We start from the raw sequence: 17,753 nt of genomic DNA on the forward strand, positions 1-17,753 counted from the left end.
TAATTCCCGGCTGATGTCCGGTCCACAACAGATCCTGATGATAGCTGTCGCGCACGCGGCGCAGGGGTTCGCCCCGCCAGTACACCTCCCCGCCGTCCGGGCGCGCCAGCCCGGTCAGCAGGCGCAGCAGGGTGGTTTTCCCCGCGCCGTTGCCGCCGGTGATTTGCACCCACTCCCCGGCGTCCACGGTGAACGACAGCCCGCGAAACAGCGTCCTCTCGTCCCGCTCGCAGTGCAGTTCTCTGGCTTCAAGCATTCCCACGCATTAACGTCCTGTCAGAATCCTGGTTTAACATCACGCATATCCGGAAGTTTATGCGCGATCCCTTTGTGGCAATCGATACAGGTCTGTCCGTCTTTTACCGCCTGATCGTGCATTTTCGCCGCGACGCCTTTTTGCGCTGTCAGATCCATAAAGTCGAAATTGTGGCAGTTGCGGCATTCCTGCGAATTGTTGTCTTTCATACGTCGCCACTCATTTTGCGCCATCGTCAGGCGATGAGCTTCAAATTTCTGCGGTGTATCTATCAATCCAAATACCTTAGCGTACAGTTCCTTACTGGCTTTTATCTTACGGATCATCTTTGGCCCCCACTCATGCGGCACATGGCAGTCAGGGCAGGTGGCGCGAACGCCGCTACGGTTGTTGTAGTGGACGGTTTCCATATATTCCTGATACACCGTGTTGCGCATTTCATGGCAGCTAATACAAAACTCTTCGGTGTTGGCTTTTTCCATCCCGGTATTGAAGCCGCCCCAGAAGATAATACCGCCGATAAAACCGATTAACAGCAAGGTCCCCAGCGCCAGACGGCTGGGGCTGCGCCACCATCGCCAGACGCGCTTTATCCAGCCGGGTTTACGGTTAGAATTTTCCATAATGACCTCTTATTTCCCGTAACCTTTCGAGGGGGTAAAGGTATTGTCGACAATCGGCGCGGTATCAGACTGCGGTACGTGGCACTGCCGGCAGAAATAACGACGCGGCGCGACGTTGCCCGACACTTTACCGTCGCTGTCCATAAAGTGCGTCGGGCTGATACGCGGCGCGCCCGTAGTACGATAACTTTCTACGCCGTGGCATTGCAGGCAGCGGTTGGTATTGGTGGTCACCTGGTAGCCCTCGACGCTGTGCGGGATCATCGGCGGCTGGTTGACGTAATTCAGCGGCATACGCTCCTGCTCTTTCGGCATACGAATCGCCCCTTCCTGCGTCCCGGATACTTCCGGCGACTGGCTCAGATCCACTCCGTTTGCCGCCCAAACCGCACCACTTACCACCAGGGCAAGCGTGGCCATCCATTGACACAGCGCTTTCATCAGGTCATGGCTTTTCATGATTTCGCTCCCGAACTCCATCGTGTTGTTATTGTAAAAACATCCTCAGAACAGACATCCACGCAGCGGCCGCAGGTCATGCAGTCGCGGTGGGTTACCTGCGCCGGGCTTTGCTCATCCAGCACCGGCGCACGTAGCACATGCGGTTCCGGGCAAACATGAAAACAATCCATACAGCGATTACATTTCTCGCGTTTTTTGGCCGCCACGGTCACTACGCCTTTACTGCCCAGCACGCCATATAGCGTTCCCATCGGGCAAATATGACCGCACCAACCGTGCTCAACGACTAATAAATCAAATAAAAACAAAGCAATAATCAGCAGCGCGCCGCTACTAAATCCCATGACCAGGCTACGGCCTAACAGCGACACGGGATTGATCCATTCCCACAGCAACGTGCCAGTCAACGCCGAACCGATTAACACCACCACCAGGAGTACGTACCGTATATGGCGCGGAATCGTCGCAGACTGATTCAGGTCAAGCTTCCTGCGCATCCAGTTAGCCAAATCGGTAACGGGATTTAGCGGGCAAACCCAACTGCAAAATACTCGCTTTCCCGCCAGCGCATACAGCACAGTGATAATTACCGCTCCCGTCAGCGCTACGGCCGCGGGAAGATGTCCACTGGCGAGGCTTTCCAGGGTAATCAGCGGATCGGTCAGCGGGAGGGTATCGAACAGCAAACTACCGCTGTAGTTGCCATGCAAAACCCAAAAACCCAGCCACGGGCCGCTGAGAAACATCCCCAGCACCATAAACTGGCTGATACGCCGTAACACCAGCCAACGGTGGCTGCGCCACCAACCTTTTTTCACCCACGCTTCTCGCCCGGCGTCACGTTTACGATTTGCCATCTTTCCCCTCCAGCCAGCCGAAGCGGTAATGGTGCCCTAGCTCCCCTTTCGCCAACGACAACGGCAACACTTTTATCGCCGGTTGCTCCAGTACGCAGACTTTTTCGCATTTACCGCAGCCGGTACAGGCGTCGCTGTGTACGGTGGGCAGAAAACGCGCATGTTTGCCGGTACGCATGTTGCGATCCAGTTCCAGCGTGATGGCCTCATCAATTTTCGGGCATTCGCGGTAACAAACGTCACAGCGCAACCCCTGAAAGTTAAGGCAGTTTTCCTGATCCAGCAGTACAGCCAGCCCCATGCGCGAGTCATCAATGGAGACGATATCTTTATCCAGCGCCCCGCTGGGACAAACTTTGGCGCACGGAATGTCTTCACACATTTCACAGGGGATGTCGCGAGCGACGAAATAGGGCGTACCAGCCGATAGTCCGGAGGCCAGCGTCGCCAGTTTTAGCGTGTCGTATGGACACGCCTGAACGCACTGCCCACAGCGCACGCAGGCGCTGGCGAAGGCGTTTTCATTCAGCGCACCTGGCGGGCGCAGCCGCACACCCGTTGCGCGCGCGGTTTGCTGTTGCAAGCCCAGCGCCACGCCAACCGCCGCCAGCCCGCCCGCAGTGCGCACAACATCACGCAAAAAGCGGCGGCGGCCATTTTGGAGTTTCGCTGTACGGGACATAGCGCGTTACACCTTCGCCAGTTTAACGGCGCATTTCTTGAAATCCGTCTCTTTAGAGAGCGGGTCCGTCGCATCCAGCGTCAGGTTGTTCACCAGTTGAGCGGCATCGAAAAACGGCATATACACCAGCCCCTGCGGCGGGCGGTTGCGGCCACGCGTTTCGACAAACGAAATCACTTCGCCGCGGCGGGACGATACTTTAACCTTATCGCCGCGACGCAGATCGCGCGCTTTCGCATCCAGCGGGTGGATAAAGACCACTGCTTCCGGGAAGGCGCGATGCAGTTCAGGCACGCGGCGCGTCATACTGCCGGTATGCCAGTGTTCCAGCACGCGACCGGTGGAAAGCCACAGATCGTACTCGTTGTCCGGCGACTCCGCCGCGGGTTCAAACGGCAGCGCGAAGATCACTGCTTTGCCATCCGGTTTACCGTAGAATTTGTACCCTTCCCCCGCTTTTACGTAGGGGTCGTTGCCTTCGCTGTAGCGCCACTGTGTCTCTTTACCGTCAACCACCGGCCAGCGTAAACCGCGCGCATTGTGGTAATCGTCGAACGGCGCCAGATCATGACCGTGGCCGCGTCCAAACCAGGCGTATTCTTCAAACAACCCTTTTTGCAGATAGAAGCCCAGTTCACGGGATTCGTCATTTAACTGATCCTCTTTCAGCTCGCTCAGCGGGAATTTGCTGACCGCAGGCGTGGCGAACAGGACGTCATACAGCGTTTTACCGCGCAGCTCCGGCTTCTGAGCCAACAACGCTTCCGGCCAGACCTCCTCGGTTTTAAAACGACGGGAGAACTGCACCAGTTGCCAGAGATCGGATTTGGCTTCGCCCGGCGCTTTAATTTGCTGACGCCAGAACTGCGTGCGGCGTTCGGCGTTGCCATAAGCGCCTTCTTTTTCAACCCACATGGCGGTCGGCAGGATCAGATCCGCAGACAGCGCGCTAACGGTCGGGTAAGGATCGGAGACAATGATGAAGTTACGCGGATCGCGCCAGCCCGGCATACGATCTTCGTTGATGTTCGGCCCTGCCTGCATATTGTTATTACACATCACCCAGTAGACGTTCAGTTTGCCGTCTTTCAGCGCGCGATCTTGCGCCACCGCGTGTAAACCCACTTTTGCCGGAATAGTGCCAGCGGGGATCTGCCAGTGTTTTTCGCAGATATCGCGGTGTTTTTCGTTCGTTACGACCATATCTGCCGGTAGACGGTGTGAGAAAGTTCCCACTTCACGCGCCGTACCGCAGGCAGAAGGCTGGCCGGTCAGGGAGAAAGGACCGCAGCCAGGCTGGGAGATTTTGCCGGTCAGCAGATGCAGGTTGTAAACCAGGTTATTCGCCCACACGCCGCGGGTATGCTGGTTAAAGCCCATCGTCCAGTAAGAGATCACTCTCTTGTTCGGATCGGCATAGAGTTGCGCCAACTGTTCCAGTTGGTCTTTCGGCACGCCGGTCATTGCAGCGGTTTTGTCCAGCGTATACTCCGCCACGAAGGCTTTATACTCGTCGAAGCTCATCGGCCCGGAAGCGTCGGAGCCCGGATTCTTCGCCGCTTTTTCCAGCGGGTGCGTCGGGCGTAAGCCGTAGCCGATATCCGTCGCCCCTTTACGCAGATTCACATGCTTTGTAAAAAAATCCTGATTTACCGCATCGTGCTGAATAATGTAATTGGCGATATAGTTAAGGATCATCAGATCGCTTTGCGGGGTAAAAACAATACCGTTGTCCGCCAGTTCAAAGCTACGGTGCTGGAAGGTGGAGAGGACCGCGACCTTCACGTTCGGATCGGACAAACGGCGATTAGTGATGCGCGACCATAAAATCGGGTGCATCTCCGCCATGTTGGAACCCCACAGCACAAACGCATCGGCCTGCTCAATATCGTCGTAGCAGCCCATCGGTTCATCCATGCCAAAGGTGCGCATAAAGCCCACCACCGCCGACGCCATGCAGTGACGCGCATTCGGGTCGATGTTGTTAGAGCGGAAACCCGCCTTGAACAATTTTGCAGCGGCATAGCCTTCCCAGATGGTCCATTGACCAGAGCCAAACATGCCGATCGCTTCTGGTCCTTTCTCTTTCAGGGACGTTTTAAACTTCTCTTCCATCACATCGAAGGCTTGATCCCAGCTCACTGGCGTAAACTCGCCGTCTTTGTGATATTTGCCGTCTTTCATGCGCAACATTGGCTGCGTCAGACGATCTTTACCGTACATAATTTTGGGCAGGAAGTAGCCTTTAATGCAGTTCAGACCACGGTTGACCGGCGCGTCCGGGTCGCCCTGGCAGGCGACCACGCGGCCCTGCTGCGTTCCCACTAACACACCGCAGCCCGTTCCGCAAAAACGGCACGGCGCTTTGTCCCATTTGATGGCTTCCTGCTGCCCGACAACGGCGCGGGCGACGCCCGGCACGCTCAAACCGGCAGCCGCCGCAGCGGCCGCAACGGCGTTAGCTTTCATAAAGCTACGACGACTGAGTTTCATGGTGTTTCCTCACCTTGCTCATCCTGCTGGTGATAAACCAGCGACACCGCCAGTACGCCCTCAACATTGCGTACTGACTCAATTGCTTGCATCAGCGATTCGCTCTGCTCTGCCTCTACCACCACGATCAACTGGCCGCTTTCAACGTCGCTTAACGCGACTTCGCAACCCGGCAACGTCTGCAACTGTGTGCGGACGGCGGCGATATTCTGACTTTTGGCCTGTACGACCAGGCTACAGACCTGCCAGTTAGTGTGCATGGTTGTTCTCCGCTTTAATGGCTGACACTGGACAGATAGCGACACACGCCCCGCATCCGTTACAGGCCTGCGGGTCAAGCTGCGGCTGGTAAATACCGGATAACGTGGGGCGAAAGGTAATGGCCATAGGCTCACAACTGTCCTGGCAACGATGGCATTCAACCGATTGCCTGGCGAGGCAGTTTTCTCCGAGCGTAAAAATCAGATCCCAGGCCCTGGTGTGGCGCGGAAGAAAAAGAGACTCGCTACAGGCTTGCGCGCAGGCATAACAAAAACTGCACTCGCCCTGTTTGAAATCTACGCCCGGATACCCTCCCGTTCCTCGTTGCAGGATATTGGACTCACACGCCTGGATACAGGCGTCGCAACGCAGACACTGGGCAAGAAAATAAGACGCTTCTCTGGCCCACGGCGGAAGAATCCCATTGCTGGCGTTGCGCCAACTGCCGGTCAACATGCTTCGACGGGATAAATCAACCATGATATCGCCCTTCCTTAACGACACGCTTCCATAGGGGTAAATAGCAATAAAAACCGCACAATTTATGAGTAGTTATTTTTGTAAATAAGATATTTCAGGATGTGTTAGAGATGCATACCCCGATAGAGGTAAATGCTGTTGCCGGATCAAAAGACTGCCGGGTAAAGGCCGACAAACGTGCTTTTTCTCACATTTCAATGAGTTATATAGATATTTATATAACGAAAAACACAAGCAGCCAATAATATTATTCATACCTTAAATATCAGAACATTCCACTGGATAATAAGATTGCTATTTATTAATAAACTTAAAAATATGAATTAATACGGATTAATAGATAATGTAAATGTGTTAACCTGTCCCTTGTGCATACAGAAATAGCAGAAAGGAAATACTGTGAACAATAAAATGAAGATGTTTGTTCCTGCCGTCGTCTTCGCCGCCAGCGCCTCTGCCTGGGCCGTCAATGGCGATAACGCCCAGCCGCTGGAGAAAATCGCCCCCTATCCGCAGGCGGAAAAAGGAATGAAGCGGCAAGTGATTACCCTAACCCCTCAGCAGGATGAATCTACCCTTAAAGTGGAATTGTTGATTGGTCAAACACTAAACGTGGATTGTAACCAGCATCGTCTCGGCGGCAAGCTGAAAACAAAAACTCTGGAAGGCTGGGGCTATGACTATTATGTCTTTGATAACGTCACCTCTCAGGTATCGACCATGATGGCCTGTCCTGAAGGTAAGAAAGAGCCAAAATTCGTCACCGCCTGGCTGGGTCAAGACGGGATGCTGCGCTACAACAGCAAGCTGCCGATCGTGGTGTATACCCCGGCGAATGTGGACGTGAAATACCGCATCTGGAAAGCGGACGCTAACGTACAAAACGCCGTAGCGCGTTAATTTTCACAGCCCGGTCACGCTTATCGGGCATTCGCCTCCCAGTTTGTGCCGCGATGCGGGTTTCTGTTTATTGGGTTATACGTAAAACACTTCTGGAAACCCGCTCGTGGGACAGGTAGTATGCGGCGCTTTACTATTCGCCGCACGGACGCCTGTCGGTCTGCTGTAATCAGGCCTGATTTGACCTGAGAGTGTTTATGTCTGCAACGTCTTTCCCCTCTACTACCGCTACGGAATATGCCGTTAGCCGTGTAATACGTTCCCCGCGCCTGTTGGTTCGCGAAACGCTGGCTGGCGTGCTTACCGCGCTGGCGCTGATCCCGGAAGTGATCTCCTTTTCAGTTATTGCGGGCGTTGACCCTAAAGTCAGCCTGATCGCTTCCGTGGTGCTGTGTCTGGCGATGTCCGTATTAGGCGGTCGTCCGGCAATGGTCACGGCGGCGGCTGGTTCCGTCGCGCTGGTCATCGGTCCAATGGTCAGCCAGCATGGCGTACAGTATATTTTGCCCGCGGTAGTCCTGGCCGGCGTTATTCAGATCCTGTTCGGGGTGCTGGGAATGGCGAGGCTGATGCGCTTTATTCCTGCCGCCGTGATGACAGGATTTGTTAACGCGCTCGGCATTTTGATTTTCTTTGCGCAGGTGCCACACTTCTGGAGTAAAAGTCCGTTAATCTGGGGGCTGTTTGTCCTGACGCTGCTGATTGTATTGTGGGCGCCACGCGTGATTAAAAGCATTCCCGCGCCGCTAATTGCCATCGTCCTGCTGACCGTGTTTACCGCCACAACCGGGCAACTGCTGCCTACCGTCGGCGATGAGGGCCCCATGAGTCGCGGGCTGCCAGGGCTGACGCTGCTGTCCGTCCCGCTTAACTGGCAAACGCTGGCGATTATCTGGCCCTGCGCGTTGAGCATCGCCTTTGTCGGCCTGATGGAGTCGCTGCTGACGGCGAAACTGGTGGACGATTTGACGGCGACGCCATCGAATAAAAAACGAGAAAGCGCCGGGCTGGGTATCGCGAATATCCTGGCCGGTTTTTACGGCGGTATTGCCGGCTGTGCGATGATTGGCCAAACCATAGTCAACGTTGAAATGGGCAAAGGCCGCAGTCGCGTCTCGACGCTGGCCGCCGGCGTAGTGTTGTTACTGCTGGTCACGGCGCTCAGCGAGGTGATGGCGAAAATCCCGATGGCGGTGCTGGCAGGTATTATGGCGATTGTGGCAGTGAAAACCTTTAGCTGGCACAGTATCCAGCCCGCTACGCTGACGCGTTTACCCATCGCGGAAACGCTGGTGATGCTGGTTACCGTGGCGGCAACGGTCTATACGGCAAATCTGGCGATTGGCGTCGTCGCTGGCGTTATCGCTATGCTGTTGCTTCCCCGCATTGTCAGACAGAAAAACGCGGTGACAGCAGAAATCCCATCGCCCGCCCCGGAAAAATAAGCCTGGCGTTACGCCATTAACCATGCCTGATAGCGCTTTGCTTATCAGGCCGTTCATCCGGCGCCATAGTCGCGGTACGCGCTACCGCATCGCGCGAGGCGGCGTCACGTTCTTCGCCGGTGAGTTCAGTTAGCTGTCCGTTACGCATTTCAAGCAGACGATCGGCGTGAATAAAATAGTGATCATCATGGCTGATGGCGAAAATGGTTTTCCCCATTTTCTGCATTAACGGCAGCAGTACCTGATAAAACTCCCGGCGGAAATGCGGGTCCTGATCGGCGGCCCACTCATCCAGCAAAATAATATCGCGCTCTTCCGCCAGCGCCAGCAGCAGCGCAATGCGTTTTTTTTGCCCTTTCGACAGGTTAAGATTCAAAATGCGCCCGTCGTTTAGTTCCAGCTTGTGCGTCATTTTCAGGTGCTCAAGCCATTTATCGACCAGCGCGGGATTCGCGGGTTTCCCCTGCGGCCCCAGCAGGCGGTCGAATAACCAGACATCGGTGAACACCGCAGAAAACAGTTTGCGATAATCTTCCGGCTGCCCGGCGGCAATAGGCTGCCCATCAAGTAAAATCGCGCCCGATTGCGGCTGGTATAAACCGGTCAATAACATCGCCAGCGTCGATTTTCCGCTACCGTTGCCGCCAATTAAAAACAGCAGCTCGCCGCGGTGAATCGTCAGGTTAATGGGCCCCACGGAAAACGCGTTATCCTGGTAGTGAAAAACCACGTTGCGTAGCTCCAGCGTCTGCCAGCCCGGAAAGGCTTTCGGCTGCGGGAAATCGGGTTTATACGGGGCGAGCGCGAATTTATTCAGTTTATTAAATGCCACCTGGGCGGCCAGTAGCGTTGGCAACGCCCCCACCGCAGACAGTAGCGGCGTGCGCAGGAACAGCAGCGTCAGCGAATAGGTCGCCGCGACGTTGGTATCAGCCCAGCCGAGGCTATTCGCCATCCAGAAGACCAGGCCTATCGCCCCCAGCATCATAATATTCGACCAGTTGACGGCGCTCAGATGAAAAGTATCGGCACGGATAATGTGATGACGGTACTCTTTGGCGTCCGGGGTATAACATTGCTTAAAAATCTGCTCCGCACGCTCACGGTTCAACGTTAGCTCCTTGCGTCCTTCCAGCACCGTCTGATAATCGTTGTACAACTTATCTTCAGTCTCGCGCAAAGTCGCCATATGCCGGTAAACCCGCGCCACCAGCACGAATCCGCCCCAGATAGTTATGGTCATCCAGACCGTCGTGACCAGCAGCATTTTTGTCGATAACATCGCCAGATACACTGCCGAGCCGACGGTGAGGATAATGCCCTGCACCAGTTCAGGCAGACGCACAAAGGCGATAGTAATATTGCGAATATCGCTGGTCAGACCGGCCAGTAAAGAGGCGCTGCCCAGTTGCTCAATACGTTCGACATGCGTATCCAGGATGCGCTTGATAAATTCACTGCGCAGGCGGTAAACGAAATGGTGTCCCAAAGTGGTTAACGCCAGTTGGGAACCTAACGTTACGGCCATTAGCAACAGGAGCAGACCGAGAAATTCCGGCAGCACCATGACGGTCGTATCCACCGTTTCAATCAGGCGCTGATTGATAAACGCGATTAGGCCAATCCCCAACGCCGCGCTGGCGAGGCTAAGCGCCATCACGCTAATAAATGGCCAGCGGTACTGCCGCCAGACAAGAATAAGAAGTTCCATGTACACAACCCGGACAGATAATAACAGCCCGCAGTTTAACTAACTCCACCTTCACAGCAATAATAATTCTTATTTTTATTCTTTTTCAGCCGCCTGACGGAAAGTCAGATTGTAGCGAAATTCACCGGTCATGGGATGGAAGCCCGCTTTCAGCGTCTGAATACCATGATAAAACAGCCGGGACTCGCTGCCCCAGACCACAATATCGCCATGCTCCAGTAAGATACGCTGAAGCGGATCGCTGCGATGCAGGCCGCCAAACTGAAAAACGGCCGGCACCCCCAATGAAACCGAGACGATAGGGGCACGCAGATCCGGCTCGTCTTTATCCTGATGCAACGACAACTTTGCGCCGGGCGCATAGCGATTGATCAGGCAGGCGTCCGGCTGGAAGTTCTCATACCCTGCCGCGAGCGCCGCCTGACGGCATACGCTGGCAAACGATAACGGCAGAGCAGGCCAAGGCTTATCCGTCAACGGATCGCGCTCAGAATAACAATAGCCGTGACGATTGGTGGTCCACCCTAACTCGCCGCAGTTGGTCATCGCTACCGACATAGTGTATCCGCCCGGCGTCACCATCTGACGAAACGGAGACTGACTGGCGACAAACCTGATATCGTCTAACAGCGACTGCGCCGCGCGAAAAGCAAAACGGCGCAACACCACCGCGCCAGGCGCCAGCGACTCTTGCCAGGGTTCTTCATCAGCAAATAGATCCAGCATCGCTACTCCTCTTTTTGCGCTTCTCGCTTTAATAGCTGCGCTTTTCGACTCACGCCCCAACGATAACCGGAGAGCGCGCCATCGCGACCCACGACCCGATGACACGGAATCACCATTGCCAGTTTATTTGCGCCGCACGCGCTGGCGACCGCGCGCACTGCAGTGGGTTTGCCGATACGCGCAGCAAGCTGCTGATAGCTCACGGTTTCACCGCAGGGAATCGCACGTAACGCCTGCCAGACCTGCTGCTGAAAGGCCGTTCCCTGGATATCCAGCGGCAGCGAGAGCAGCACATCGCGTGTGTTGATAGCCGCGACTACCTGCTGCACTCGTTGCTGAAAACGCACGTCGGCAGGTTCGTGGCGGGCGGCCGGAAAAAGGGTGTGTAATTCAGCCAGTAACGTATCATCGCTATCACCGGGGAGAATCGCGCAAATCCCCCGCTCGCTCTCCGCCACCAGACACCGTCCGTAAATCCAGTCCGTCAGCGCATAGCGAACGGAAACATTATCGCCGCCTTTGCGAAACTGCTTTGCCGTCATGCCCAGCGTTTGGTCGGCATGACGATAGTAGCTACTGCTATCCGGGAAACCTGCACGATAAATCGCTGCCGTGACCCGCTCTCCTTTCGCCAACGCCTCACGCAGCCGACGGGCGCGCCACGCCTGCTGCCACCCTTTCGGCGTCATTCCGGTGCTCGCTTTAAACAGACGGTGCAGATGAAATGGACTCATCGCCACCGCTTGCGCCAGGGACGCCAGCGTCACCGGCGTCTCCTGTTCAAGTAACCGGCAGGCGCAGGCAATCTTATCCAACTGCCGCTGCTGCGCGCGCGCATCATCCGGTTGACAACGCTTGCAGGGGCGAAAACCGGCATCCAGCGCCTGCTGCGCGTTGGCAAAAAAGCGGACATTTTTGCGTAACGCCCGCTTCGAGCGGCACGAGGGACGGCAAAAGATTCCCGTGGTTCGCACCGCAAAAACGAAACAACCATCCGCGCTGGCATCGCGCGCCTGCACCCGCTGCCAACATTCATCATCGGTAAGTAACGCTTTTTTCATCATAGACTCCTTCATTAAGCATAGTGCTTGCTTATATGCAGTATGTCCGTAAAGCAGCCCACAAAAACCCGTAATCTTGCGTTTTAATTCTTATCGCTCACCAGAAACGTTTTGAACTGCGGTGACATCCAGGTGGTAAAGCCTTCGCCCTCTTTCATGATCATAAAGACCGCCAATCCTTCCCGCCGCACGACCTCTTTCGCCTTTTTCGTACCGAGCACCATCAGGCCGGTGTCCCAGCCGTCTGCTTCCAGCGCCGTTGGCGCGATGACCGTGACCGATACCAGGTTATGTTCAATGGGGCGCCCCGTTTGCGGATCGATAACGTGTGATACGCGCTTGCCATCCAGCTCATAATAGTTGCGGTAGCTGCCGGAGGTACTGATGCCATGCCCGTTGATATCCACAATCGCTTGTACCGCGTTTTCCCGGTCGGTCGGCTTCTGAATCGCGACACGCCACGGCTGCCCCTGCGCATTCATCCCGCGACTGCTTAATGCGCCGCCCACGGAGACCAGATAACGCGCAATGCCCTCCTGCTCCATCAGACGCGCCAGATGATCCGCCGCATAGCCCTCCCCGACCGTTGAGAGATCAACATACAGATCCGGCAGATCTTTTTGCAAAAACTGATGTCCCGCCCTGTCGATAACCTGCAAATGTTGCAGGCCTGTTTTCGCTTTTGCCGCGTCGATTTGCACTTGCGTTGGAATATGCAGCGGCTGCCGCTCCGGCCCGAATCCCCACAGATTAACCAGCGGGCCCACGGTGATATCCATAGCGCCATTCGTCTTCGCGCCGATACGCAGCGCTGAAGTCACGATATCCGCCATTGCTTCGCTGACCGGCCAGAGCGCAAGACTGCGTGAATGGTTAAAGCGCATCAGCGCGGAGTCTTTTTTGTAAGTAGAGAGCAACCGATCGTCAGCATCAAGCTGGGTCTGGATTTTCGTCCGCAGCTCTACGGCGCGTTTCGCATCGATGCCAACCACGCTCACCCGCCAGAAGGTGCCCATCGTTTTACCTTCCAGCACCTGAGCGTCAGGCGAGGTTGTTGTCGTTTGGGAAGCGTCATCGCAACCCATGAATAAAAAAGCGGTCGCCATAAGCACAGCCCGGCAAAAAGTCATTTTCATCGCTGATGATCCTCATTCGAATGGATGCAAGCGTATAGTAAAACGTCGTAGTTGTACGCCGGAACAAGGTATGAAAAAAGGGCCCGCAGGCCCTTTTAGCAACATCTTTGCGCTGATTAGAACTGGTAAACCAGACCCAGTGCGACGATGTCGTCGGTGTTGATGCCCGCATCGCGGGTAAAGTCGTTTTTATCCAGCAGGTTGATTTTGTAATCAACATAGGTGGACATGTTTTTGTTGAAGTAGTAAGTCGCGCCGACATCAACATATTTTACGATGTCCTGGTCGCCATAGCTGGCGCCGTAACCGTTGCTGATGTCCTTACCTTTAGACTGCAGATAAGCCAAGGACGGACGCAGGCCAAAGTCGAACTGGTACTGAGCAACCACTTCAAAGTTCTGCGCTTTGTTGGCAAAGCCGTAAGAGGTAGACGGGTTACTGCCGTTAGAGGTACCAAAACGGGTCGCGTTATAGGTCTGAGAATACTGCGCCGCCAGATAGATGTTGTTAGCATCGTATTTCAGGCCGCCGGTGTAGACCGTGGCGCGATCGCCGTTACCATACAGGTGAGCATTAGCAGTGTTGTTCTGATCGGCAGTACGTTTAGACGTGGTGATAGCGCCGCCAACCGAGAAACCTTCGCCGATGGCGTAAGTCAGCGATCCGCCGTAACCGTCGCCGTTCTGGTTCAGCAGGCTGCGACCGCTGGTGTTTTCACCGCTCACGCTGCCGTTTTTGCCCTGATACTGTAACGCGAAGTCCAGACCATCCACCAGGCCGAAGAAGTCGGTGTTACGGTAAGTGGCATAGCCGTTACCACGCTGCTGCATAAAGTTGTCAGCGCCGTAGGTGTCGCCGCCGAATTCCGGCAGAACGTCGGTCCAGGAGGTCACGTCATAGGTCACGCCGTAGTTACGACCATAATCGAAGGAACCTGCGTCAGCGAATTTCAGACCTGCAAACGCCACACGCGTCCAGGCGTCGTTGCTACCTTCAGTCTGGTTGCCCTGAATCTGATATTCCCACTGGCCATAACCGGTCAGCTGATCGTTAACCTGCGTTTCGCCTTTGAAGCCGATACGCATGTAGGTCTGGTCGCCGTCGTTGCCTTTGTCGTCAGAGAAGTAGTGCAGGCCATCAACTTTACCAAACAGGTCTAATTTGTTGCCGTCTTTATTATAAATTTCAGCCGCATTCGCTGCGCCCGCCACCAGCAGAGCTGGTACCAGGAGGGACAGTACTTTAACTTTCATGTTATTAACCCTCTGTTATATGCCTTTATTGCTTTTTTATGCCACTGCTTACTGGTTAACCCTCATTAACCAGTCGGCAAGTCCATTCTCCGCAAAAATACAGAATAATCCAATACGAATATGATACTAAAACTTTTAAGATGTTACAGTTATCGATATAGGTGTTTCAAAATATTAATTTTACGGAACTTTTTTAAAGCAAAAATCAAGTAAAAATAAGCACAAACAGATAAAACATATTTTCAAAACCTTTAAAATCAACGGATTATATTCATAAAATCCATAGCACTGAATGATAAAACAAAATCTTCATTCGCAACTAAAATAGTGCCCGCTATCATCATTAACTTTATTTATTACCGTCATTCATCTCTGAATGTCTGTTTACCCCTATTTCAACCGAATGCTTCGCATTCGGTTTTTTTTACGATTTTTTACACAAAACTGGCTGTTCTATGCTACCAGCCTAAAACTATAACAGTTATTTACTACCGCCTTCCCCTTAAGTTCGTAAGGCATTATTAAATAATTTCTTGATATTTAGCGCTAAACATCTTTAAGTAATCTTTATATTTGTACCGCTCCGCGAAGACTGAACGATTTTCCTGCCGCGCCGACGGAGCGCGTGTTAAGTTGCCCGGCATAACGTAAGAGTCTGGAAATTCATTCATTACCCTTTATACTGCCCTTTCACCTTTAGCGTTGCTTTTACAGGTCGTAAACATAAATGAGTCAGTCTGACACAACGGTCTCTACCCGATTCTCCCTTCTACCGGGAAGCATTACCCGTTTCTTCTTATTACTGATCATTGTGCTGCTGGTAACGATGGGCGTTATGGTACAGAGCGCCGTCAACGCCTGGTTGAAAGACAAAAGCTATCAAATAGTCGACATAACCCACGCTATTCATAAACGCGTGGATACCTGGCGGTATGTCACCTGGCAAATTTATGACAATATCGCCGCGACCACTACGCCATCGACAGGCGAAGGACTTCAGGAAACGCGACTGAAACAGGATGTGTACTATCTTGAAAAGCCCCGGCGTAAAACTGAAGCGCTGATTTTCGGCTCCCATGACAGCGCCACTCTGGAAATGACACAGCGTATGTCAAGCTATCTGGATACGCTATGGGGCGCAGAAAACGTACCGTGGTCAATGTATTACCTCAACGGACAGGATAATAGCCTGATTCTTATCTCCACCCTACCGTTGAAAGATCTCTCTTCCGGCTTTAAAGAGTCCACTATTGGCAATATCGTTGATTCCCGTCGGGCAGAGATGTTGCAGCAGGCGAATGCGCTGGATGAGCGCGAAAGTTTCTCCTCATTACGAAAACTGGCCTGGCAAAATGGTCACTATTTTACGCTGCGCACGACCTTCAATCAGCCGGGGCATCTGGCGACGGTAGTGGCGTTTGATCTACCCATTAATGATTTAATCCCGCCGGGAATGCCGCTGGACAGTTTTCGGATAGAGCCTGACGCAACCCAGGCGACGGGACGAAGCAGTGAAAAGGAGGCGCCTGATAGTGTCAGTATTAGCTTTAACGGTTCAAAAATTGAGATCTCCTCAGCACTGAACTCGACCGGAATGCGCCTGATCTGGCAGGTGCCGTTCGGTACGCTTTTGCTTGATACCTTACAAAATATTCTGCTGCCTTTACTGCTGAACATCGGGCTGCTGGCGTTGGCATTATTTGGGTACGCCACGTTCCGCCATCAGCCGGGACGGACGACGGAATCGACATCCGGCAGCGCGGCGAATAACGAGCTTCGTGTTTTACGCGCTATTAATGAAGAGATCGTTTCGCTGTTGCCGCTGGGTCTGCTGGTCTACGATCAGGAAGGAAACCGCACCGTGATCAGCAATAAAATCGCCGATCATCTGTTGCCGCATCTCAACCTGCAAAATATCACCAGCATGGCCGAACAGCATCAGGGCGTGATTCAGGCGACGATTAACAACGAATTGTATGAGATTCGTCTATTTCGCAGCCAGGTCGCTCCCCGCACGCAGATTTTTATTATTCGCGATCAGGACCGGGAAGTACTGGTGAATAAGAAGCTTAAACAGGCGCAGCGCCTGTATGAGAAGAATCAGCAGGGTCGCGCCGCATTTATGCAAAATATCAGCAACACGCTTAAAGAGCCTGTGCGCCAACTGGCGGTTAACGCCTCAGCGGCCACGACGCCGGAAAGCCTGAAACTGGCGGATCAGGCGGATGTATTGGTCCGTATGATCGATGAAATTCAACTGGCGAACATGCTGGAAAATGACGCATGGAAAAGCGAAGCAACGCTGTTCTCCCTTCAGGATCTTATTGACGAAGTCGTGCCAGCGGTGCTACCTGCTATTAAGCGTAAAGGGCTGCAACTGCTAATTAATAACCATCTGAGCGGCAACGATGAGCGCTGGGGCGATCGCGATGCTCTGCGCCGAATTCTGCTGTTGTTGATTCAGTACGCCGTCACGACAACCTCTATGGGTAAGGTTACGCTTGAGGTCGAGCAGGATGAATCTGTCGCGGAACGTCTGACGTTTCGCATACTGGATACAGGCGAAGGCGTAACGTTAAACGAGATTGATAATCTGCATTTCCCGTATATAAATGAAACGCAGGGCGATCGTTACGGCAAAGCGAATCCGCTCACTTTCTGGCTGTGCAATCAACTGGCGCGCAAACTTGGCGGTCATCTCAACATTAAGGCGCGAGAAACACTGGGTACGCGCTATACCGTTCATGTCAAAATGCTTCCTCACGATCAGCATACTCAGATTGAAGAGCGCCTGCTGGACGACGTTAGCGTGATGGTCGATGTAACGTCCAACGAGGTCCGCGCAATTGTGTTACGTCAGTTAGAAAACTGGGGCGCGACCTGCATCACACCGGATGAACGACAGATAAGTCAAGAATATGATCTCTTTTTAACGGATAATCCGTCTAATCTTACTGCCTCCGGCTTGCTTTTAAGCGATGATGAGTCAGGCGTGCGGAAAATTGGCCCTGGCCAGTTGCGCGTCAACTTTAATATGAGCAATGCTATGCAGGAAGCTGTACTACAACTTATCGAAGAGCAACTGGCGCAGGAAGAGATTCCGGCCTCTCCGCTCGGGGGAGATGAAAATGCCGAGCTTCATGCCAGCGGTTATTATGCGCTATTTGTAGACACAGTACCGGATGATGTTAAGAGGTTGTATACTGAGGCGGCAACCAGCGATTTCGCTGCGCTGGCCCAAACGGCCCACCGCCTGAAAGGGGTGTTTGCCATGCTTAATCTGGTACCCGGCAAGCAGTTATGTGAAACGCTGGAACATCGGATTCGTGAGAAAGATGCTCCAGGTATAGAAAAATATATCAGCGACATTGACGCCTACGTCAAAAGCTTGCTGTAGCAAGGTAGCC

At 53.6% G+C, this 17,753-nt stretch carries 16 protein-coding genes; 3 read left to right on the forward strand and 13 right to left on the reverse strand.

The genetic code is table 11. From position 1 onward, the window contains the following. From F4V61_RS07210 to napF, 8 genes are all read right to left on the reverse strand, one after another. On the reverse strand, window positions 1–256 hold a 256-nt coding region (locus tag F4V61_RS07210), incomplete at its 3' end, for an ATP-binding cassette domain-containing protein (protein WP_150363955.1). Between the two features lie 20 nt (window positions 257–276). Beyond that, complete coding sequence (napC, locus tag F4V61_RS07215; protein WP_000431781.1) at window positions 277–879, reverse strand: cytochrome c-type protein NapC; 603 nt, start codon at window positions 877–879, stop codon at window positions 277–279. 9 nt (window positions 880–888) lie between these two features. Beyond that, window positions 889–1,338 carry a nitrate reductase cytochrome c-type subunit gene (gene napB, locus F4V61_RS07220; RefSeq protein WP_080161009.1) on the reverse strand — a complete coding sequence of 150 codons (450 nt, stop codon included), beginning with the start codon at window positions 1,336–1,338 and terminating at the stop codon, window positions 889–891. After that, the gene (gene napH, locus F4V61_RS07225) at window positions 1,335–2,198 is read right to left on the reverse strand and encodes a quinol dehydrogenase ferredoxin subunit NapH (RefSeq protein WP_058344859.1); all 864 of its coding nucleotides are present in this window, start codon (window positions 2,196–2,198) and stop codon (window positions 1,335–1,337) included. The genes napB and napH overlap by 4 nt, the downstream gene beginning before the upstream one ends. Next, complete coding sequence (napG, locus tag F4V61_RS07230) at window positions 2,185–2,880, reverse strand: ferredoxin-type protein NapG (protein WP_000091672.1); 696 nt, start codon at window positions 2,878–2,880, stop codon at window positions 2,185–2,187. Before napG ends, napH begins: the two co-directional genes overlap by 14 nt. 6 nt (window positions 2,881–2,886) lie before the next feature. Next, window positions 2,887–5,373, reverse strand: a complete 2,487-nt coding sequence (gene napA / locus F4V61_RS07235; protein WP_000778087.1) for a nitrate reductase catalytic subunit NapA — start codon at window positions 5,371–5,373, stop codon at window positions 2,887–2,889. After that, the gene (gene napD / locus F4V61_RS07240) at window positions 5,370–5,633 is read right to left on the reverse strand and encodes a chaperone NapD (RefSeq protein WP_000557388.1); all 264 of its coding nucleotides are present in this window, start codon (window positions 5,631–5,633) and stop codon (window positions 5,370–5,372) included. The genes napA and napD overlap by 4 nt, the downstream gene beginning before the upstream one ends. After that, the gene (napF, locus tag F4V61_RS07245) at window positions 5,623–6,114 is read right to left on the reverse strand and encodes a ferredoxin-type protein NapF (RefSeq protein WP_000228061.1); all 492 of its coding nucleotides are present in this window, start codon (window positions 6,112–6,114) and stop codon (window positions 5,623–5,625) included. Before napF ends, napD begins: the two co-directional genes overlap by 11 nt. A gap of 411 nt (window positions 6,115–6,525) precedes the next feature. Here napF and eco point away from each other — a divergent pair, with 411 nt between their 5' ends. Then, window positions 6,526–7,014, forward strand: a complete 489-nt coding sequence (eco, locus tag F4V61_RS07250; RefSeq protein WP_012209961.1) for a serine protease inhibitor ecotin — start codon at window positions 6,526–6,528, stop codon at window positions 7,012–7,014. A 197-nt stretch (window positions 7,015–7,211) separates the two neighbouring features. Beyond that, window positions 7,212–8,459 carry a SulP family inorganic anion transporter gene (locus F4V61_RS07255; protein ID WP_001276996.1) on the forward strand — a complete coding sequence of 416 codons (1,248 nt, stop codon included), beginning with the start codon at window positions 7,212–7,214 and terminating at the stop codon, window positions 8,457–8,459. Between the two features lie 16 nt (window positions 8,460–8,475). Here the strand turns inward: F4V61_RS07255 and F4V61_RS07260 are convergent, their stop codons facing one another. From F4V61_RS07260 to F4V61_RS07280, 5 genes are all read right to left on the reverse strand, one after another. After that, a complete protein-coding gene (locus tag F4V61_RS07260; protein WP_038395202.1) occupies window positions 8,476–10,170 on the reverse strand; it encodes a multidrug ABC transporter permease/ATP-binding protein in 1,695 nt (564 codons plus the stop codon). 75 nt (window positions 10,171–10,245) lie between these two features. Further along, window positions 10,246–10,896, reverse strand: a complete 651-nt coding sequence (gene alkB, locus F4V61_RS07265) for a DNA oxidative demethylase AlkB (protein WP_058344856.1) — start codon at window positions 10,894–10,896, stop codon at window positions 10,246–10,248. Window positions 10,897–10,898: 2 nt separating this feature from the next. Beyond that, window positions 10,899–11,960, reverse strand: coding sequence for a bifunctional DNA-binding transcriptional regulator/O6-methylguanine-DNA methyltransferase Ada (gene ada / locus F4V61_RS07270; RefSeq protein ID WP_079827551.1), 1,062 nt, complete (start codon window positions 11,958–11,960; stop codon window positions 10,899–10,901). Between the two features lie 80 nt (window positions 11,961–12,040). Further along, the gene (apbE, locus tag F4V61_RS07275) at window positions 12,041–13,093 is read right to left on the reverse strand and encodes an FAD:protein FMN transferase ApbE (protein ID WP_000784317.1); all 1,053 of its coding nucleotides are present in this window, start codon (window positions 13,091–13,093) and stop codon (window positions 12,041–12,043) included. Window positions 13,094–13,209: 116 nt separating this feature from the next. Continuing rightward, complete coding sequence (locus tag F4V61_RS07280; protein ID WP_038395195.1) at window positions 13,210–14,346, reverse strand: porin OmpC; 1,137 nt, start codon at window positions 14,344–14,346, stop codon at window positions 13,210–13,212. Window positions 14,347–15,073: 727 nt separating this feature from the next. Here F4V61_RS07280 and rcsD point away from each other — a divergent pair. Beyond that, window positions 15,074–17,743, forward strand: a complete 2,670-nt coding sequence (rcsD, locus tag F4V61_RS07285; protein ID WP_038395193.1) for a phosphotransferase RcsD — start codon at window positions 15,074–15,076, stop codon at window positions 17,741–17,743. Window positions 17,744–17,753 lie beyond the last annotated feature (10 nt).

The sequence above is a fragment of the Salmonella enterica subsp. arizonae genome, from assembly GCF_008692845.1.
Classification (GTDB): domain Bacteria; phylum Pseudomonadota; class Gammaproteobacteria; order Enterobacterales; family Enterobacteriaceae; genus Salmonella; species Salmonella arizonae.